Genomic DNA, 20653 nt, shown 5'->3' with positions numbered 1-20653 from the left:
ACCCGGCAGGCAACCGCAAGGGGCGGCCAGTGGCCACCCCTCGAGCTACGATCTACCCCCGGATCAGAATGTCTGCCACGCCTCTTCGTCTTGGTGACTGCGCTTGGCCGTTAACGATGCCGGCTGCACGTTGGCGGATTTCGGCCGAGTATCGAGTGCCTCAGCCACTTCCTCCGCAACGTCCTCGCCGAGCACGAAGGTATCGATCAAGCCGCGCAGGCGCTCGGCTTCCTGCTGCAGATCGGCCGCCGCGGTGGCCGACTGCTGCACCATGGCGGCGTTCTGCTGGGTCATCGCATCCATCTCCGCCACCGCCGTATTGATCTGGCCGATACCGCTGTTCTGCTCCTTGGCACCGGCGCTGATCTCACCGATCACGTCCGCAACGCGATTCACGCTGCCGACGATCTCGCGCATGGTGGTCCCGGCCCGATTCACCAGCTCGCTGCCGCTGCGGGTATGCTCGGCCGACTGCGCGATCAGCTCACGAATATTCTTCGACGCCTCCGCCGAACGCCCCGCCAGTGAGCGCACCTCACTGGCCACTACCGCAAAGCCGCGCCCGTGCTCACCGGCGCGCGCCGCCTCCACGGAGGCGTTCAGCGCGAGGATATTGGTCTGAAAGGCGATGGAGTCGATCAGCCCGATGATCTCCTCGATCTGCGCCGCCGACTGGGTGATTTCGCTCATCCGCGCCTCGACCTGGGCCATCGCCTGCTCGCCCTCCTGGGCCACATCGCTGGTCGACTGCACCAGTTGACTCGCCTGAGTGGCCGAGTCGGTGGCATGTGCCACCGTGGTGGTGATCTCCTCCATCGACGCGGAGGTCTGCTGCAGGCTGGCCGCCGACTGCTCGGTGCGCGATGCCAGCTCCCCGCTGGCATCGGCGATCTGGGACGACGTCGCGTGAACGCTACGCGTACTCGAACGCACGTCACGCAGTGTTTCCTGCATGCGCCCGACGAAGGCGTTGAACTGGGTCGCGAGTTGGCCCACCTCGTCGCGGCTGTCGACGGCCAGGCGGCGCGTCAGATCGCCCTGGCCACTGGCGATATCCCCCATCGCCTCCGCGGTGCGCCGGATCGGGCCGAGCAGCCGCCGCACCAGCACGCTGGCGACCAGCGCCGCCAGCAGCATCCCCCCGCCACCCAGCAGCAGCGAGCGCCACAGCATGGTGTGGCGATTGTTCGCCGCCTTGGCCTCTGCCGCCGCCATCGCCTGATCGATGGAGGTGGCGTAGATGCCAGCACCGATCATCCAGTTCCAGCCGTCGATGCTCTCGGCGTAGGAGTACTTGCGCTCGACCTTGCCGGTGCCGGGATTGGGCCACAGATAGCTGTAGCGTCCCCCGCCCTGCTGAGCGACCCGGATCAGGTCTGCGATGACATGATTACCATCGGCGTCCGTCACGCCGAGCATGTTGGTCCCCTCTTTCTTGGTGTCGGGGGCAAACACCAGATTGGTGCCATCGAAGGTGTAGGCAAAAATGTAGTTAGTGCCGTCGAAGGAGAGCCCGCGCAGCAGATCGCGTGCCTTGGCCTGGGCGGCCTGAGGGTCGCTGCCGGCGTTCTCGACCAGCGGCGTGATGGCGGATTTGGCCAGATCGACGATGCCCTTGACCGCCTTGACCTGACTGTCGATCAACAATCGCCGCTGCTCGGCCAGCTCTCGACGACTGTCATTGAGGTTGGAGACGATATTGACGCTCACCAGCGCCACGATGATCACAAACAGCGGTATCAGCGTCAGCGCCACGATCTTGGTCTGCAGGCTGAACGCGTGTCTGGCGCGCAAAACGGAGGGTGCCTTCATGCGTACGTTCTCGGTCGTTGGAGTTATCGAGTGAGATCCGGCGACGCGCAACCCTCCCGGCCAGAATCCGATACCTCGCCGCCAACGACGCGCCAGCACGATTCAACCCGGCAGAATCACGCGCCCACCAAGGTCGATATCGGTGACCATTTGTTTAACTTGAATCAACTTTAGTAGGAATAGGCATCTTCACGGATACCGCAACCCGTCGTGAAGGCCGTTAGAGGGCGTGCTCTGGCGGCCGACGCAGAGGCGATCTTACGGGGAGACAGTTACTGCCAGGGACCGGGCCTGCGGCGGCACTACCACTCCAGCGCTTGCTTGACGAAGGGAATGGTGAGCTTGCGCTTGGCGGAGAGCGAGGCGCGATCCAGCCGCGCCAGAACGTCTGAGAGCTGGTCGAGCTGGCGCGGACCGCGATGCAGGATATAGCGCGCGACCTCGTCGGGCAGCTGCATGCCGCGCACCCGCGCGCGCAGCTGAAGCGCGCCCAGCCGCTGGGCGTCATCCAGCGGCTGGACATGAAAGACCATGCCCCAGGTCATGCGCGAAGCCAGGTCCGGCAGCTTGATATCGAGCTGGCGCGGCGAGCGGTCGGCGGCGATCACCAGCCGCTTGCCGGCGTCACGCAGGCGGTTGAAGCCATGGAACAGCGCCTCCTCCCAGCGCTTGCGTCCGACCACCAGCTGCAGGTCGTCGATCGCCAGCAGATCGAGCCGCTCGGGCTCTTCGAGAATATCCGGCGGAAAGTGCCCCAAGGCATCCAGCGGCAGGTAGAGCGCGCGCTGGCCGCGGGCATCGGCAGCATGGCAAGCCGCCTGCAGCAGATGGCTACAGCCCACGCCGCTGCCCCCCCAGAGATAGAGGAAGGGCTCGCCGGCGCTCTCCAACTGCGAGGCCAGATGCGCCACCAGCGGGGCGTTGTCACCGGGGAAGTAGTTGGCGAAGGTAGCATCATCGCGCAGCCCCACCCCTAGCGGCAGCTGTGATGGTCCCGGGCGCATCAGCTGTCGCTCTCCCCGTCCCAGCCCGCTGTCAGCGTCTCGGCGCGCGCTCGATCGTAGAGGCGACTGTGGCGATAGCGGTGATAGGCGTAGCGCAGCAGGACCATGATCACCGCAGCCACCGGCAGCGCCAGCAGGATACCGGTGAAGCCGAACAGCTGCCCGCCGGCGAGTACGGCAAAGATCACCGCCACCGGGTGCAGACCGATCTTGTCACCCAGCAGCAGCGGCTGCAGCAGCGTGCTCTCGGCTACCTGGCCGATGCCGAACACCACCAGCACCCCCACCAGCGGCAGCCACTCGCCGAACTGGAAGAACGCCACCACGCCGGCGGTGAGCACGCCGACAATGACCCCGAGATAGGGCACGATGCTCGCCAACCCCGCCATCAGGCCGATCAGCAGCCCGAACTTGAGTCCCACCACGCTCAGGCCGACGGCGTAGATCACGCCCAGGCTCAGCATCACCAGCAGCTGGCCGCGCAGGAAGGCGGAGAGCACCTCGTCGCACTCCATCGCCAGCGCCGTGACCCGGGGTTCGACATGGCGCGGCAGCAGCTCGCGCACATAGCCCTTGAGCCGGTCCCAGTCGAGCAGCAGATAGAAGGTGACCACCGGAATCAGCGCCAGATTGCCGAGCCAGATCGCCAGCGCCAGCCCCGAGCGCGAAGCCTGGGCCAGCAAGGCCGCGGCGTAGGTGCCGGTCTCGCGCCAGTTGCTCATCAGGGCGTTGCGCAACTGATCGAAGTCGGCGCTGAAATCGACCCCGGTGAGTTCGCGCACCTCCGGCAGCACCGTCGTCTGGACCCAGTTGAGCACCTCCGGCAGCGCCGCGATCAGCTGCCCCAGCTGACGCCCCAGCATCGGCAGCAGCACCAGCAGGGAGCCGATCATCACCAGCGCCAGCAGCAGAAACACCAAGCTCACCGAGAGCCGCCGCGACAGCCCTCGCGCCTCCAGCCAGTCGGTCACCGGATCGCCCAGATAAGCCAGGATCAGGCTGACGAAGAACGGCATCAGGATCGGTTCGAGCAGCACCAGCAGCCAGAGCCCCAGCGCGGCACCGATCAACCCCCCAATCTGTAATTTACTCATCGCGTTCTCGCCGTTCCCTGACTGCCCGCTAGGATGTAGGCAATGCTACAATGCGCCCCGCTGAACATCACCCCCATTCATTGGCGGGACGCTGGGTCACCCGCAGCGTCTCCCCGGCTCCGCGAGAAAGGTCCACTATGACGCGCTCCTCTCCCGATTCTTCGAACGCGCCCCGTTCGTCCAACTCCCCCTCCCTGACCTACCGGGATGCGGGTGTCGACATCGATGCCGGCAACGCGCTGGTCGAGCGGATCAAGGGCGTGGCCAAGCGTACCTCGCGGCCGGAAGTGATGGGCGGCCTGGGCGGCTTCGGCGCACTGTGCCAGCTGCCCAGCGGCTACCGCGAGCCGGTGCTGGTCTCCGGCACCGACGGGGTCGGAACCAAGCTGCGCCTGGCGATGGATCTGGGCAAGCACGACACCATCGGTATCGATCTGGTCGCCATGTGCGTCAACGATCTGGTGGTCGCCGGCGCGGAGCCGCTGCTGTTCCTCGACTACTACGCCACTGGCAAGCTGGATGTCGATATCGCCGCCGACGTGGTGACCGGCATCGGTGAGGGCTGCAGCCAAGCCGGCTGCGCCCTGGTGGGGGGCGAGACCGCCGAGATGCCGGGCATGTACGAAGGCAGCGACTACGATCTGGCCGGATTCTGTGTCGGCGTGGTGGAGAAGTCCGAGATTCTCGACGGCAGCCGGGTCGCCGCCGGCGACGTGCTGCTGGGGCTGGCCTCCTCCGGGCCGCACTCCAACGGTTACTCGCTGATCCGCAAGATTCTCGAGGTCGGCGGCGGCCAGCTCGACGAGACACTCGACGGCCAGCCGCTCGCCGATCTGCTGATGGCGCCGACACGCATCTACGTCAAGCCGCTGCTCTCGCTGATCCGCGACAGCGACGTGGCCGTGCACGCGCTCTCGCACATCACCGGTGGCGGCCTGCTCGAGAACGTGCCGCGGGTACTGCCGGAGAACCTCGCCGCGCGGATCGACGTCACCACTTGGCAGCGCCCGGCGGTGTTCGACTGGCTGCAGGCCCAGGGCAACGTCGCCGAGCGCGAGATGTACCGCGTGCTCAACTGTGGCATCGGCATGGTGGTAGTGGTACCGGCGGCCCAGGCCGACGCCGCCATCGCCCACCTTAAAGACGCCGGCGAGCAGGTCCATCGTCTGGGTGAGATCGTCACCCGCGGCGAGGGTGACGAAGCCGTGCAGCTGGAGAACCTGCCGGCATGAGCGCAGAGCACTCTTCTCCGCATCAGGATACGCTGAACGACTTCGAGGCCGCGGCCGCCGAGAAGCCGCGCGTGGTGGTGCTGATCTCCGGCAACGGCAGCAATCTGCAGGCGCTGCTCGATGCCCAGACCCACGACGAACTGGGCGGCGAGATCGTTGCGGTGGTCTCCAACAAGGCCGACGCGTTCGGGCTCAAGCGAGCCAAGGATGCCGGTGTCGACGCCGTGGCGCTGCCGCATCGCGAGTACGACTCCCGCGAAGCCTTCGATGCCGCGCTGATCAAGGTGATCGACCGCCATGACCCCGACCTGGTGGTGCTGGCTGGCTTCATGCGCATCCTCACGCCGATGTTCGTCGATCATTACCGCGGGCGGATGCTCAATATCCATCCGTCTCTGCTGCCCGCGTATCAGGGCCTCAACACCCACCAGCGCGCGCTGGACGACGGCGTCGCCGAACACGGTGTCAGCGTGCACTTCGTCACCGAAGAGCTCGATGGCGGGCCGGTGGTGATCCAGGCCGCGGTCAAGGTCGAGCCCGAGCAGGATCTCGACGCCCTGATCGCCAAGGTCCACGCCCGCGAGCATCTGATCTACCCGATCGCCGTGCGCTGGTTCCTCGAAGGCCGGATCAAGCTCGGCGCCGAGGGCACGGTGACGCTGGACAATATGCCGTTGCCGCCGCACGGCCTGCGCATGTCCCACGAGGATGCCGCCGAGGAGCTCGACGAGGATCTGGAGTGAGCCTCGAGGCATTCGCCCCAGCCGTCCGATCTCCGCGCTAGTCCTCCGAAGTTGCGCTAGCCCCCCCGAAGTTGAGCCGGGCGCCCGTGATCGGGCGCCCGCGCCAGGCGTAGGATCTACCCTCTCGAGAGCGTGACGAATAACCCCCTTTTTTGTCGCCTTTAGATGAATTTGCCACACCTCCGCCTTGCCATAGACTACGGATCTACCCGGCAAGGATGTGTGACATGCTGCTTCGCTCTGCCCGTTGGCTGACCCTCGGCCTCGTCGCGCTCTCGCTGAGTCCCGCGCTCTGGGCCCAGGACGACCCGCTGCTCACGCCCCTCGACCAGACCACCACCAAAGACGGCGAGCGCCAGGTCCGCGGCGTGTTGCGCGCCCATAATCATGCGGTGATCAGTAGCGAGCTGGCCGGGCGCATCGTCGAGATGCCCTACAGCGACGGCCAGAGTTTCGCCAAGGGTGACCTGCTCGCCCGCTTCGACTGCAGCGCCTACCAGGCCCAGCTCAACGCCGCGCAGGCCGCCGCGCGAGCCACCCGTGAAGAACTGAACCACAACAGGCAGCTGGCCGCCCTCAACTCGGTCGGCCGCTTCGAGGTGGCGCTGGCCGAAGCCCGCCAGGCCCAGGCCCAGGCCGAAACCCAGGTGTATCAGGTGCAGGTCAAGCGCTGCAGCGTCACCGCGCCCTTCGCCGGTAACGTGGTGCTGCGCCGCGCCCAGCCCCACGAAAGCGTCGCCAGCGGCACGCCGCTGCTGGAAGTAGTGGATAACACCACGCTGGAGATCTACCTGCTGGTGCCCTCCGACTGGCTCAGCCGCCTGCAACCGGGACAAGCGTTCGAGTTCATCCCCGACGAGACCGGCACACCGTTGAAGGCCAGTGTCAAACGCCTGGGCGCACGTATCGACGAAGGCAGCCAGACCCTGCTGCTGATCGGCAGCCTGCCCCAAGATGCCAAGGGCCTGTTGGCCGGCATGAGCGGCACGGCGCGCTTCCAGGCGTCGCCGTGAGCGCCGCGTCTGCCACGCCCGACAACCTCTTTGCGCGCTTTTTGGGCCTCGAACAGCAGGCGCGCAAGGCGACCACGGCCGCACAGCTCGCCTTCGCCATGGTCAATGACGGCCAGGCGCTGTTCGGCATTCGTCACGCCGCCCTGCTGATCGCCGGTAAGGTGCGTGCACTGACCGGCGTCAGCGTGGTGGAGCCCCACGCTCCCTTCGTCGCTTTCGTCGAGCGCGCGGCCGGGGCCCTGCACAAACAGCACCGGCTGGATCAGAGCCACAACGTCGACCCCGCGCAGCTGGACGAGCAGACGCGCCTGGACATGCACAGCCTGTCCGCGCCCCACGCCTACTGGCTGCCGCTGAAGAATCGCAGCGGCGAAACCTTCGGCGGCCTGTGGCTGGCGCGCGAGCAGCCCTTCAACGACGCCGAGCAAGCCCTGCTGACCCAGCTGGCAGACGCCTACGCCCATGCCTGGCTGGCCCTGCAGCCGCGCAAACCCTGGCGTCTGCGCTGGCCGCGCAAGAAGCTGCTGGCGGTGGCGGCGGCACTCTGCCTGCTGCTGCTGATCCCGGTACGCCAGTCGGTGCTGGCCCCCGCCGAAGTGGTGCCCCTGAATGGTCGCGTGGTGGCCGCACCACTCGATGGGGTGATCGCCGAGTTCCTGGTCAAACCCAACCAGCTCGTGGCTGCCGGAGACGTGCTGGTGCGCTTCGATGCCACCAGCCTCAAGGCTCAGGCCGATGTCGCCGAGCGCACCCTGGGCGTGGCCGAGGCCGAACTCAAGGCCAACAGCCAACGCGCCTTCGCCGATGCCGAGTCCAGCGCGCGCCTGGACCTGCTCGCCGCGCGCGTCGAGCAGAAGCGTGCCGAACGCGACTATGCCCAGCAGTTGCTGGCGCGCAGCGAGGTGCGCGCCGAACGCGCGGGCATCGCCGTGTTTGCCGACGCCGAACGCCTGACCGGCAAACCGGTGCAGACCGGCGAGCGGCTGATGCAGATTGCCGACCCCGAGCAGGCCGAACTGCGCATCGAGCTGCCAGTGGGTGACGCCATCGCCCTGCAGCCGGGCGCCGAAGTGGCACTGTTTCTCGACAGCGATCCCCTGCACCGTCACCAGGCGCGGCTGGAGCGCGCGGCTTATGAGGCGCAGAGCACCGCCGCCGGGCAACTGGCCTACCGCCTCGACGCCGCCTTCGTCGACGCGCCGCCGCGCATTGGCCTGCGCGGCACCGCCAAACTGTTCGGCGACCGCGCGCCACTGGCCTACTACCTGCTGCGCCGGCCCCTGGCCGCCGCGCGGCAGAGCCTGGGTCTGTGATGCTGCCCGCGCTGCGCCCCGACCTGCAGCTCTCGCCGGCCGCCCCCGGCCTCGATGGCGCGCCGCAGTGGACGCTGGCCGACCCGTTACGTGGTCGCTACTTCAAGCTCGGCGCCGCCGCCGTGCGCTTGCTGCGCCACTGGGCGCTGGGCGAGCCACAGCGCGTGCTGGCAGCGGCCAACGCCGAGCCCGGTCAGCCCCTGGGCGCCGAGGAACTGCAAGAGCTGCTGGGCTTTCTCAGCCAGCATGACCTGATCGCCGCCCTGGATGACAAGCAGCGCGCCAGCTATGCCATGAAAGCCGCCGCCCACCGCCAGAGCCCGTGGAAGCGCGTGCTGCACCAGTACCTGTTCTTCCGCATCCCGCTGTGGCGCCCGGATCCCTTCCTCAACCGTGCCTGGCCGGTGCTGGAACGCCACGGCCCCTGGCTGCTGCGCTGGGGGCTGCCGCTGGTATTCGTGCTAGGCCTGCTTCTGGTGATCCGCGACTGGCAGCGATTTCTCACCACCTTTCCCCATCTGTTCAGCCTCGGCGGCGCCCTGGCCTTCGGCGTGGCGCTGACCTTCGCCAAGCTCTGTCACGAATTCGGCCATGCCTTCATGGCCAAGCGCGCCGGCTGCAGGGTGCAGAGCATGGGCCTGGCGTTCATGGTGCTGTTGCCGATGTTCTACACCGATGTCAGCGATGCCTGGCGCGTGCGCGACCGCCGTTCGCGGTTGCTGATCGGCGCCGGTGGCGTGCTCGCCGAACTGTCGCTGGCCGTGCTGGCGCTGCTGGCCTGGTCACTGCTGCCGGATGGCCCACTGCGCACCTCGGCCTTCATGCTGGCCAGCGCCACCTGGATCACCACCCTGGTGATCAACCTCAACCCCTTCATGCGCTTCGATGGTTATTTTCTGATCAGCGACCTGTGGGGCGTGGACAACCTGCAACAGCGCGCCTTCGCCCTGTGTCGCTGGCGCTTGCGCGAAGCGCTGTTCGGTTATGGCGAGCCGGCGCCCGAGCCCTGGTCGCCCAGCATGGCCCGGCGCCTGCTGATCTGGGGCTATGGCTCGTGGATATGGCGCGCGATCCTGTTCCTCGGCATCGCCCTGGCGGTCTATCACCTGTTCTTCAAGGTGCTCGGCATCTTCCTGATGCTGGTGGAGCTGCTCTGGTTCATCGGCCTGCCGATCTGGCGCGAACTGGGCGAGTGGTGGCAACGCCGCGCACAGGCCAACCCGCGCAAGGCCTTGCTCACCGGCCTGAGCCTGGGCGCAATACTGCTGGTGCTGGTGGTGCCCTGGCGCAGCTCGGTGGAGATACCGGCCCTGCTCGAAGCCTCCCGTACCCATGCCCTGCACGCCCCGGTGGCCGCGCGCCTGAAGGCGGTGCACGTAGAGGACGGGCAGAGCGTGGCGGCGGGCGACCTGCTGCTGGAACTGGACTCCCCCGATCTGGACTCGCGTCAAGCCATCGTCCGCCGTGAGATAGAGATTCTGCAGTTGCAGCTACGTCGTCTGTCGGCACGCAGTGAAACGGCAGCCGATGCCGGCGTTCTCGAACAGCGCCTGGCCGAGGCCGTGGCCGAATACCGCGGCCTCGCCGCGCAACGTGAGCGCCTGCAACTGCGAGCCCCCCAGGCCGGCGTGGTGCGTGACCTGCAACGCGACCTGAGCCTGGGGCGCTGGCTGCATCCTGCCGACTCGCTGGCGCGCATCGTCGAACCCGGGCTGCGTCTGCGTGGCTACCTGGCAGAAGAGAACCTCTGGCGGATCGAGGCCGGCGACAGCGGGCGTTTCATCGCCGATGACCCGATGCGCCCTGCCATCCCGGTACGTCTGGACGATGTGGATGCCACCGGCGCCGCTTACCTGGAACAGGAAGCACTCAGCTCGGACCACGGCGGCCCCATCGCCGTGCGACGCGACGCCCAGCAGCGTGCCGAGCCCGTACAGGCGCAGTATGGGGTACGCCTGACGCTGCTCGATGACGGCATCCATCCCGATCATCCACTACGCGGCGTGGTGCTGCTCGAGGGTGAAAGCCAATCGCTGCTGGGCGCGGCCTGGCGGCGGATCGCGGCGCTCGGTGTGCGCGAAAGCGGCTTTTGAAAGAGAGCCATAGGGAGAGCCAGATGAGTCGGGATGCCGTGCCGAGACACTTACGACTGCCGCAGGCACTTTCTTTTCCCAACCTACAGGAGACTTGCTAACGCATACTCGAAGGCCCCGAAAGATCTGACGTAGCGTACTGATACGTTTTCTCACCACCGGTCGTAGTGCAACGCTTGTACTTTGGTCTCGGTGCCACTCGGCCTGAATAAAAGATAGAGACGACGGAAAATTGCCCGATAAAAAATAGTGCAGATTGCGCAAACGAATGTAATGACGACAAGCAATGACTACATTATAGTCACCTCATACCCCCGGGCAGACTGTAGCCACCGGGCACGTGTGCGGGACGTTTCGCAAGGGAACCTGCATTGTGGATAAAAAAAACAAGATTCATCTTCGCCCGATAAATAACGGAGATTTATCTTTCCTCGAGGCTCTCTATTGCAGCACACGTATGAGGGAGCTCGCGGAACTGCCATGGGACCAATCATCCAAAAGTGCCTTTCTCAACCAACAGTTCGCTGCACAGCATAATTATTACCAGGCACACTTTCCTCATGCCGACTTTCAGGTCATAGAGTCCGCCGGCACTCCCATTGGGCGCGCCTATCTCCTGTGGAGTGATATCCATCTACAAATTATCGATATCAGCCTCATCCCCTCCTATCGAGGTCAGGGGCTAGGCAGTCAGTTGCTGGCGCAATGGCTCGCGCGCGCAGACGCTCAGGGGCTCGATACCGGCTTGTACGTGGAAAGCTACAACCCCGCGCAAGCGCTCTATCGCCGCCATGGTTTCGCGATCACCGGAGAGAATGGCGTCTACCTCAAGATGCTGCGCCCCGCCAACCAGGCCAATACCCCATAGCCAAGGAATGCATCGTGTACAGCATGCCGACACAGGAAATGCTCATGCAGAACGCAGGGCAGCACTTCCAACTCTGGATCAGCCCTGATCGTGCGCTCGACGTCGAGCTCATCGAGGTGTCCGAAGGTATTCCGATGACGCCTCGGCATCAGTGTTTTTCTGCCCACTTCGCCCTGCCGGTCGGCCATGAGCTGCCACAAGCGGTCTTTCGCGTATCGCGGCAGAACGAAGAAGGCTGGCTCTTGCTGATGACCCCGGGGATGCCCTGCCGTGATGGGCGCAAGGTACTCCACGCCTCGTTCCATAGCGAAAAGCCGGATTGAATCCAGGCGGACTCGATCCGCCAACATCGAAGCAAAAGGAGCTGCAAATGAGTGATCCATTCCTGGGTGAAATCAAGATGTTCGGCGGTAACTACACGCCCGAAGGCTATGCCATGTGTCAGGGGCAGATGATGGCGATCGCGCAGAACAATGCGCTGTATGCCGTGCTAGGCACCCTGTATGGCGGTAACGGAACAACGACCTTCGGCCTACCCAATTTTCAGGGCCGCTCCCCCGTTGGCATGGGGGCCGGCCCTAACTTGCAACCAGTGGCTCCAGCCGCAACCGGCGGTGCGGAAACTGTCACCCTGTTGAACGCCAATATCCCCGCGTTCTCCCTATCCATCACAGGCGTGGCAAACATAGCCATTCCGGCCTCCACTGAAGACGGCAGCGCTCAGCTTCCAGGTAACTCATCGGTTCTGGCTAAACCAGTGGATGCAATCGCAGGCGCAGAAGTCAGCCTGTACAACAGCGCAGCAAACACGACGCTGGCACCTTTCCCTGCCCCCGTGCAAGCCACCGCGACACATACCGCTGGCAGCCTCCCAGTGGGGATTCGCAACCCCTACCTGGGCACCAATTTCATCATTGCCCTGACGGGAGTGTTCCCTATGCGTAGCAACTGACAGCTTTCATCGTACAAACGCAGCGCCATGATGGCGCTGCACCAATACCCGACTGGTCTTATCGCAGCCCTCCACCCACCTAGATGCGTCACGCTATCATCACGGGAGCAAACCATGTTCTGGACTCGCACCAAAAAATCTCTGGCTAGCTCCCCTGCAACCGTGACCAAAGTCCCTCTGGCCATGTCCCTGGAGCCGCGCATGATGTTCGACGGCGCCGTGGCGGCCACAGCCGCAGACGCGACCGTCGCGGCAACGGTCGCCGTAAACGCCGATGCAACGGGCGCACACGACAGCGATGCAACAGCCGAACACCTGGCTGCCGCCCCCTCCTCGAGCACACCAGGGGAGCGCCATGAAGTCGTCTTCATCGACGCCAGCGTCCAAGACAAGCAGCCATTGCTCGATAGCCTGGTCGCGGGTACGGAAGTCGTCGTGCTGGACGCCGGCAGTGACGGCCTGCAGCAGATGGCCGATTACCTCGATGGTCGCTCCGGCATCGATGCCATCCACTTCATTTCCCACGGTGGCGAGGCCAGTCTGCAGGTCGGCTCGACCCGGCTCGGTTTGGACAATATGGCCAGCGCGCAAAGCCAGCTTTCTGCCATCGGCAGCAGCCTGGCGGAAAACGGTGACTTCCTGATTTACGGCTGCGACACCAGCAAGGGGGAGGACGGAGCCGCTTTCGTCGAGCAACTCGCCAATTTCACGGGCGCCGACATCGCGGCCTCCAACGACTGGACAGGCGATGCCAGCAAAGGCGGCGACTGGGTGCTGGAAACCAGCACCGGCGCCATCGAAGCCGCCAGCCTGTTTGCCGATGCGAATTACAGCCATGTGCTCAATACGCTGAATGCCGGTGATATGGTCGTTCTCGGCTGGAACGCCCTGAACGATACGATCACCTTCGCCACGCTGGTCGATATCCCTGCCGGCACCGTCCTTAAAATCACCGACTGGGGCTGGGATGCGAGCGGAAGCGCATTTACAGGGACGACCACCGGCGACGGGCTGATCACCTGGATGACGAGTAGCACCATCAATGCCGGCACGGTACTCAACCTGTACCTAGGTGGCTCGGATGATGCCACGACGCTGACCAACGTAACGGCGAACATCGATCTCCGTGACGACATCGTGATAACCGGCTACTCGGTCGCCGATCCGATGAACCTCGCTGGCGACGGTGTCTTCATTTATCAGGATTCGGATGCCAATCCCTATTTCATTTTCGGCATGAACAACAGTGCCGGTTCGAACATCGATGCCAATAACTGGAACACCGCCTCGGGCTTTACGAGCCTCAGAGACTCGACACTCCCTGGCGGCGCCGGCAGCCAGAACGCGCTGACCAACGGCACCAATGCCATAGGTCTACCTGGCGGTGCCAGCCAGCAAGACAACGTGCAGTACAACGGCCCAACCTCTGCCGCCGACCGTGCGACCTGGCTGGCGCGGATCACCGACCTCTCCAACTGGAGCGGTAGCGCCAATACCGGTGACTCTACCAGTGTCGGCGTCAGCCCTGGCAGCGCAATCAACATCAGCTCCAACAGTGTCCCGAGCATCGCTAATCTCAACGGCGACAGCGTGGCCTGGAACGGCGTCGGCAACACCGTGCGCCTCGACCTGGGCAGCAACGCCAGCCTGACCGATGCCGAGCTGGGCGCATTGAATGGCGGCAACGGCAACTGGTCAGGCGCCAGCCTGGTGATCCAGCGCAACGGCACGGCAGTGAGCAGCGATGTTCTGGGTTTCGACACCACCAGCGCTGGCGCTCTGTTCACCGTCAGCGGCAGCGACCTGCAAGCGAACGGGCAGACCTTCGCCACCTTCACCAATACCGGTGGCGTGCTGACCATCAACTTCACCAGCAGCGCCACCAACGCCACCACGACGTTGATCAACGACGTGGCACAGCGCATCACCTACCGCAGCGACACCCCTGCCGGCGACGCGACCATCAGCTTCACCCTCAATGACGGCGCCGGGGGCAGCGCCAACGCCACCACTACGGTCACCAGCGATTTCATTTACGTGACCAACAACACCGACACGGCCAGCATCAACGTCAGTAACGGTGTGAGCTTCAGCGAAGCCGTGGCCATCGCCGCCACCGACACCACCGGCAGCCAGACCATCGTCGTCAATGCCTCCCTGGCCGGCCAGACGCTCAACCTCAATAGCGTGTCGATCAACGAGAGCCTGACCTTCGATCTGGCTCAGGTCAGCGGCCTGACCCTCACCGGCGGCACCCTCACCCTGGCCGGCGGCACTACCCAGACCTTCAGCAACGGTGCGGGGGATACCGCGTCCATCGCCAGCGCGGTCGCCGGCAGCGGCGCCCTGACCAAGGCAGGGATCGGCAACCTGACCCTGAGCGGCAGCGGTAACAGCTTCTCCGGTGCCACCACCCTCACCGCCGGCACGCTCACTGTCGCCGGAGGTAGTGCCCTTTCCGACAGCAGCAGCGTGTCGATCGCCGCAGGCGCCACCCTGGCACTATCGAGCAGCGAAACCATCGGCAACCTCTCCGGTGCGGGCTCGATAACCCTGGGCAGCAATACCCTGACCACCCTACAGACCGCAGACACCACGTTCTCCGGCGATATCAGTGGCAACGGTGGCCTGTCTGTCAACCAGACAGGCTCGGCCAGCCATGCGCTGACCCTCTCCGGCAACAACAGCTACACCGGCAACACCACGCTGCTCAATTACGGCTGGCTGAAGCTCGACGGCGATGCCTCGGTGTCCAGTAGCAGTGCGGTACGGGTCAACGGCAACGGCGTGCTGACCCTGCTCTCGGACCAGACCATCGGCAGCCTGGCGAGCAACAATGCCAACGCCAGCATCCAACTGGGTAGCTATACCCTGTCCGCCGGAGGCGACAACACCACCACCTCGGCTCTTGGGGCGATTTCCGGCAGCGGCTCGCTGATCAAGCAGGGCAGCGGCACCCTGACCCTGGCCGGCAGCAACAGCTACAGCGGCACCACCACCGTCTCCGCGGGTACGCTGTCGATTGCCGGTGATGGCAACCTCGGCGCGGGCGACCTGACCCTGGCTGGCAGCACACTCGCCATCACCGGCGCCACCACCATCGACAATGCCATCGCCCTCACCGGCAACAGCACCATCGACAACAGCGACGCCGCCACCCTCAGTGGCGCCATCAGCGGCGCGTACGACCTGACGAAAACCGGCGCAGGCGCTCTGAGCCTGGCCGCTGGCAACAGCTACGCCGCCACCTATGTCAATGCCGGCACCCTGAGCGTAAGCAGCGACGGCAACCTGGGCTCGGGATCGGTCAATCTGGCCGCCGGCACCACGTTGACCCTCACCGGCGCAGCTACCATCGACAACGCCATCGTCCTCGGCGGCAATGCCACGGTTTCTGCAGCGGCCAACGCCACCCTGTCCGGCGTGGTCAGCGGTGCCTATACCCTGACCAAGGCGGGCGCCGCCACCCTGACCCTGTCCGGCAGCAACAGCTACGGCGCCACCACCGTCAGCGCCGGCACGCTGAGCGTGGCCAGCGACGCCAACCTGGGCAGCGGCACACTGACCCTGGCTGCCAGCAGCACCCTGGCCACCAGCAACGCCACCACCATCGACAACGCCATTGCTCTGAGCGGCAACGCCACGGTCAACACAGGCGCAGATACCACACTCTCCGGCGTGATCAGCGGCAGCAACAACCTGACCAAGACCGGCGCCGCGACCCTGACCCTGAGCGGCAGCAACAGCTACAACGGCAGCACCAACGTCAATGCCGGCACCCTGAGCGTCGCCGGTGACAGCAACCTTGGCGCCGGCAGCCTGAACCTGGCCAACGGCACCACCCTGCAGATCACGGGCAACACCACCATCGACAATGCCCTGGCCTTGACCGGCGTGGCCACCCTCAATGCTGGCGCCGCCGCGACGCTCTCCGGGGTGATCAGCGGCAGCGGCGGCCTGACCAAGACCGGCAACGGCAGCCTGACCCTCTCCGGCAGCAACACCAACAGTGGGGCCACCACCGTTTCCGCCGGTACTCTGCTGGTCGACGGCAGCACCAATAGCGCCACCACCGTAGCCAATGGCGCCACCCTGGCCGGCGGCGGCACCCTGGGCGGCGACGTCACCGTGCAGAACGGCGGCACCCTCTCCCCAGGCAACGGCGGCGCCGACACCCTGACCGTCAATGGCAACCTGACCCTGGATGCAGGCAGCACCCTGGCACTGGATATCAACGGCGCCAGTGCGGGCAGCGGCTACGATCAGATCGTGGTCAATGGCAACGTCGACGTTTCCGGCGCGACGTTGGCCGTCACCCACGGCTACGCGGCCGGCAATGGCGAGATCTATGAGGTCATCCTCAATGATGCCGCCGATGCGATCACCGGCACCTTCAGTGGCCTCAGCGAGGGTGGCACGTTCAACGCGGCGGGCAATGGCACCCAATTGACCGCCCGCTATGCCGGCGACACTGGCAATGACCTGACCCTGACCGCCCCCACCGCGCCGACGGTCACCAGCGTTTCGTCCAGCACGGCCAACGGCACCTACAAAATCGGCGACACCATAGTCGTCACCGTCCAGTTCAGCAGCGCCGTGAACGTCAGCGGCAGCCCAACCCTGACCCTGGAAACCGGCAGCACCGACCGCGTACTCAACTACGTCTCCGGCTCGGGCAGCGACACCCTGAGCTTCAGCTACACCGTACAGGCCGGTGACAGCTCCTCCGACCTCGACTACGCCTCCACTGCGGCCCTGAGCCTCAACGGCGGCAGCATTCAGGACGGCACCAGCCAGGCTGCCCTCCTTACCCTGCCGACACCTGGGGCCAGCGGTTCCCTGGGCGCCAACAAGGCCCTGGTGGTGGATGGTGTGCGCCCGGCAGCCAGCAGCATCAACCTCAGCGACACAGCGCTGCGCATCGGCGAGACTGCCACCGTCACCGTGACCTTCAACGAGGCGGTGCTGGGCCTGGACATCGCCGACTTCAGCGTGGCCAACGGCAGCCTCAGCGGCCTCAGCAGCAACGATGGCGGCCAGACCTGGACGGCCACCTTCACGCCAGATGCCAGCGTCAGCGATACCAGCAACCTGATCACCCTGAACAACAGCGGCGTGATGGATCTGGCCGGCAATATCGGCAGCGGCAGCACCGATTCGGCCAACTATGCCATCGACACCCTGCGCCCCACGGCGACCATCGTGGTCAGTGATAGCGTGCTGAAAGCCGGGCAGACCACAACCGTCACCATCACCTTCAGCGAAGCGGTGACCGGCCTGAGCACAGGCGACTTCAGCGTGGCCAACGGCGCGCTCAGTAATCTGTCCACCTCGGACAACATCACCTATACCGCCACCCTGACGCCCAGTGCCAACGTCACCGGTACGACCAACCTGATCACCCTGGACAATACCGGCATCACCGATCTGGCCGGCAACACCGGCACGGGCAGCACCGACTCCAACAACTACACCATCGACACCCAGCGTCCAAGCGCCAGCATCGTGGTTGCCGACAGCGCCTTGAGAGCGGGCCAGAACACCAGCGTCACCATCACCTTCAGCGAGGCGGTGACCGGGCTTGGCATAGCGGACTTCAGCGTCGCCAACGGTGCGCTCAGCAACCTCAGCTCCAGCGACGGCGGCACCACCTGGACAGCGACCCTGACGCCGAACGCCAACGTCACCGACACGACCAACCTGATCACCCTGGACAACACCGGCTATACCGATATCGCCGGCAATACCGGCACCGGCACCAGCGACTCCAATAACTACGCCATCGACACCCAACGGCCGACGGCCACCATAATGGTGACTGACACTGCCCTTTCCATCGGTGAAACCACCGCAGTGACCATCACCTTCAACGAAGCCGTGACGGGCCTGAGCCTGGCAGACTTCAACGTGGCCAACGGCACCCTGAGCAACCTGAGCACCACGGACAACATCAACTACACGGCGATCCTGACGCCCAGCGACAATATCGCCGACAGCAGCAATGTCATCACCCTGAACAACACGGGTGTGCAGGATGCTGCGGGCAACCTCGGCAGCGGTAGCACCGAGTCGAACAACTACGCCATCGATACCCAGCGCCCGACCGCCACCATCCAGTTGAGCGATACCGCACTGGCTGCCGGTGAGACAGCGACCGTGACCATCACCTTCAGCGAGGCGGTGACCGGCCTTACCACGGGTGACTTCAGCGTGGCCAACGGCGCCTTGAGCGGCCTAGGCTCCAGCGATGGCGGCATCACCTGGACTGCCACCCTGACACCCAGCGCCACCGTTACCGATGCCACCAACCTGATCCGTCTGGATAACACCGGCGTGATGGATCTGGCGGGCAACGCCGGCAACGGCACCACCGACTCCGACAACTATGCCATCGACCCCCTGCGCCCGACGGCCAGTATCGTGGTGGCTGACAGCGCCTTGAGAGCGGACCAGAACACCAGCGTCACCATCACCTTCAGCGAGGCGGTGACCGGGCTTGGCATAGCAGACTTCAGCGTCGCCAACGGTGCGCTCAGCAACCTCAGCTCCAGCGACGGCGGTATCACCTGGACAGCGACCCTGACGCCGAACGCCAACGTCACCAACACGACCAACCTGATTACCCTGGACAACACCGGCTACACCGATGCCGCCGGCAATACCGGCACCGGCACCACCGACTCCAATAACTACGCCATCGACACCCAACGGCCGACGGCCACCATAGTGGTAAACGACACTGCCCTTTCCATCGGTGAAACCACCGCAGTGACCATCACCTTCAATGAAGCCGTGACGGGCCTGAGCCTGGCAGACTTCAACGTTGCCAACGGCACCCTGAGCAACCTGAGCACCACGGACAACATCACCTTCACGGCGATCCTGACGCCCAGTAGCAATATCGCCGACAGTAACAATGTCATCACCCTGAACAACGCCGGGGTGCAGGATGCCGCCGGCAACATCGGCAGTGGCACCACGAGTTCCAGCAACTATGCCATCGACACTCAGCGCCCGAGCGCCACCATCCAGGTGAGCGATAGCGCACTGGCTGCCGGTGAAACCGCCACAGTGACCATTACCTTCAGCGAAGCCGTGAACGGTCTGAGCCTGGCCGACCTCAGCGCAACCAATGGCACCCTCAGCGCCCTCAACTCCAGCGATGGAGGCATCACCTGGACAGCTACCCTGACACCTGACGCCAACGTCACCGAGAGCAGCAACCTGATTACCCTGAACAATCCAGGCGTTCAGGACGCAGCCGGTAATACCGGTATTGGCGGCACCCTATCGGGCAACTACGCAGTCGATACCGTGGTTCCGACCATCGCCAGCGTCGACGTGCCAGCCGGCGTACAGTACAACGCGGGCGATACCCTGACCTTCGTGGTCAACGCCAGTGAAGCCGTTGTGGTCAATGGCACGCCAAGGCTGGCATTGGATATCGGCGGCAGCACGGTCTTCGCCGACTACGTGGCAGGCTCTGGCACCACGACGCTGGTCTTCCAGTACAGCCTGCAACCCGGTCTCAACGATGCGGACGGCATCACCGTATCGGGCCTGCAGACCAATGATGGCAGCGTGCGCGATGCGACCGGCAATGCCATGAACCTGACTCTGAACAATGTCGGAGAAACGTCCGGCGTACGCATCGACACCACTGTACCTACCGCTACCCTCACGTTGGATCAGGCGTCCAGCAGTGCCGGCAATGTACGCTACACGCTGACCTTCAGCGAAGATGTGAGCGGCGTCGACCTGTCTGACTTCAGCCTGGTCAGTAGCGGCAGCGCCCAGGGTAACCTCAGCAGCCTGGTGCAGATCGATGCACGCACCTACCAGATCACCATTAGCAACGTTGTTGGTAGCGGCAGCCTGGCGCTGTCAATCAACAGCAGCGGAACCGGAATCAGCGACTCGGCCGGCAACACGCTGACAGAGGGGCTGGTCGGCCAACCCTACACCCAGTCTCAAATCCAGGGTGATCCGGAGTTCCGCAGCAATCCGGCAACCCCGCTGACGCAGCCTGGCGCCGGCGCAACAGTCGAGCCGCCACAAACATCGGCGCCGCCTTCCCTGTTTACCTCGCCCCTGCGGCCCACACCGCTGTTCGAGGTGCCCAACCTGGGCAGCGGCATACCACCAGTAGGCGATATCTTCATCCGCAATGGCGCTCTGTCACCCAGCTATATCGCCCAGGTCTTCGCCAGCAGCGCTGCGAATCTGGGTATCGGCGCGGCGACTGAAGCGTCCGCTATCGGCGGTAGCGAGAACACCTTCGGCAGCAGCAGTTTCTCGGCGCTGTTCGATGGCATCGCTCCGCCAGCCCTGGGCGACATTCAGCTCCGCCCTGACTCGGCCATGATTGATACCGGTCCGCGTGCGCTTCAGGGCGCCCCGACCCTTGCCCAGCAGTTGCAGGAGATACACGAAGACGAGTGGCGCCAGGTCAGCAGACTGACCCTGGCATTCGAGCAGATGGCCGAGCCGACATCCAAGGTCTAGCAAAAGGCCGAACAATAATTGATA

Annotated in this window: 12 protein-coding genes; 9 read left to right on the top strand and 3 right to left on the bottom strand. The window is 64.8% G+C overall.

The window, feature by feature from the left end; all coding sequences use genetic code 11:
* Positions 1-63: 63 nt before the first annotated feature.
* The 3 genes from QO259_RS07150 to QO259_RS07140 all read right to left on the bottom strand — a co-directional run bounded on the left by QO259_RS07150 (position 64) and on the right by QO259_RS07140 (position 3910).
* On the bottom strand, positions 64-1812 hold the full coding sequence (locus tag QO259_RS07150) for a methyl-accepting chemotaxis protein (protein ID WP_285952309.1): 1749 nt from the start codon (positions 1810-1812) through the stop codon (positions 64-66).
* A 302-nt stretch (positions 1813-2114) separates the two neighbouring features.
* Positions 2115-2816 carry a DnaA regulatory inactivator Hda gene (gene hda, locus QO259_RS07145; protein ID WP_207030876.1) on the bottom strand — a complete coding sequence of 234 codons (702 nt, stop codon included), beginning with the start codon at positions 2814-2816 and terminating at the stop codon, positions 2115-2117.
* A complete protein-coding gene (locus QO259_RS07140; RefSeq protein WP_285952308.1) occupies positions 2816-3910 on the bottom strand; it encodes an AI-2E family transporter in 1095 nt (364 codons plus the stop codon). The genes hda and QO259_RS07140 overlap by 1 nt, the downstream gene beginning before the upstream one ends.
* 137 nt (positions 3911-4047) lie before the next feature.
* Here QO259_RS07140 and purM point away from each other — a divergent pair, with 137 nt between their 5' ends.
* The 9 genes from purM to QO259_RS07095 all read left to right on the top strand — a co-directional run bounded on the left by purM (position 4048) and on the right by QO259_RS07095 (position 20629).
* Positions 4048-5142: a phosphoribosylformylglycinamidine cyclo-ligase gene (gene purM, locus QO259_RS07135; protein WP_285952307.1), complete on the top strand. Its 1095-nt coding sequence runs from the start codon at positions 4048-4050 to the stop codon at positions 5140-5142.
* Positions 5139-5885, top strand: coding sequence for a phosphoribosylglycinamide formyltransferase (purN, locus tag QO259_RS07130; protein ID WP_285952306.1), 747 nt, complete (start codon positions 5139-5141; stop codon positions 5883-5885). The genes purM and purN overlap by 4 nt, the downstream gene beginning before the upstream one ends.
* A gap of 227 nt (positions 5886-6112) precedes the next feature.
* Entirely contained in the window at positions 6113-6898 is a 786-nt protein-coding gene (locus tag QO259_RS07125; protein WP_285952305.1) for an efflux RND transporter periplasmic adaptor subunit, read from the top strand.
* Positions 6895-8211 carry an efflux RND transporter periplasmic adaptor subunit gene (locus QO259_RS07120; RefSeq protein WP_285952304.1) on the top strand — a complete coding sequence of 439 codons (1317 nt, stop codon included), beginning with the start codon at positions 6895-6897 and terminating at the stop codon, positions 8209-8211. The genes QO259_RS07125 and QO259_RS07120 overlap by 4 nt, the downstream gene beginning before the upstream one ends.
* Positions 8211-10304, top strand: coding sequence for a site-2 protease family protein (locus tag QO259_RS07115; protein ID WP_285952303.1), 2094 nt, complete (start codon positions 8211-8213; stop codon positions 10302-10304). Before QO259_RS07120 ends, QO259_RS07115 begins: the two co-directional genes overlap by 1 nt.
* Before the next feature lie 373 nt (positions 10305-10677).
* Positions 10678-11172 carry a GNAT family N-acetyltransferase gene (locus QO259_RS07110; RefSeq protein ID WP_285952302.1) on the top strand — a complete coding sequence of 165 codons (495 nt, stop codon included), beginning with the start codon at positions 10678-10680 and terminating at the stop codon, positions 11170-11172.
* A 23-nt stretch (positions 11173-11195) separates the two neighbouring features.
* Positions 11196-11495: a DUF6916 family protein gene (locus QO259_RS07105; protein WP_502949146.1), complete on the top strand. Its 300-nt coding sequence runs from the start codon at positions 11196-11198 to the stop codon at positions 11493-11495.
* A gap of 47 nt (positions 11496-11542) precedes the next feature.
* Positions 11543-12124, top strand: a complete 582-nt coding sequence (locus QO259_RS07100) for a phage tail protein (RefSeq protein WP_285952300.1) — start codon at positions 11543-11545, stop codon at positions 12122-12124.
* A gap of 201 nt (positions 12125-12325) precedes the next feature.
* The gene (locus tag QO259_RS07095; RefSeq protein WP_285952299.1) at positions 12326-20629 is read left to right on the top strand and encodes an Ig-like domain-containing protein; all 8304 of its coding nucleotides are present in this window, start codon (positions 12326-12328) and stop codon (positions 20627-20629) included.
* Positions 20630-20653 lie beyond the last annotated feature (24 nt).

Source organism: Salinicola sp. JS01 (assembly GCF_030284585.1).
Lineage (GTDB): Bacteria > Pseudomonadota > Gammaproteobacteria > Pseudomonadales > Halomonadaceae > Salinicola.
This window is presented reverse-complemented; position numbering and strand designations above follow the sequence as displayed.

Coding starts and splice junctions, on each gene's coding strand:
- QO259_RS07150 (WP_285952309.1), bottom strand. CDS start 1,812: ATGAAGGCACCCTCCGTTTTGCGCGCCAGACACGCGTTCAGCCTGCAG.
- hda (WP_207030876.1), bottom strand. CDS start 2,816: ATGCGCCCGGGACCATCACAGCTGCCGCTAGGGGTGGGGCTGCGCGAT.
- QO259_RS07140 (WP_285952308.1), bottom strand. CDS start 3,910: ATGAGTAAATTACAGATTGGGGGGTTGATCGGTGCCGCGCTGGGGCTC.
- purM (WP_285952307.1), top strand. CDS start 4,048: ATGACGCGCTCCTCTCCCGATTCTTCGAACGCGCCCCGTTCGTCCAAC.
- purN (WP_285952306.1), top strand. CDS start 5,139: ATGAGCGCAGAGCACTCTTCTCCGCATCAGGATACGCTGAACGACTTC.
- QO259_RS07125 (WP_285952305.1), top strand. CDS start 6,113: ATGCTGCTTCGCTCTGCCCGTTGGCTGACCCTCGGCCTCGTCGCGCTC.
- QO259_RS07115 (WP_285952303.1), top strand. CDS start 8,211: ATGCTGCCCGCGCTGCGCCCCGACCTGCAGCTCTCGCCGGCCGCCCCC.
- QO259_RS07105 (WP_502949146.1), top strand. CDS start 11,196: ATGCCGACACAGGAAATGCTCATGCAGAACGCAGGGCAGCACTTCCAA.
- QO259_RS07100 (WP_285952300.1), top strand. CDS start 11,543: ATGAGTGATCCATTCCTGGGTGAAATCAAGATGTTCGGCGGTAACTAC.
- QO259_RS07095 (WP_285952299.1), top strand. CDS start 12,326: ATGATGTTCGACGGCGCCGTGGCGGCCACAGCCGCAGACGCGACCGTC.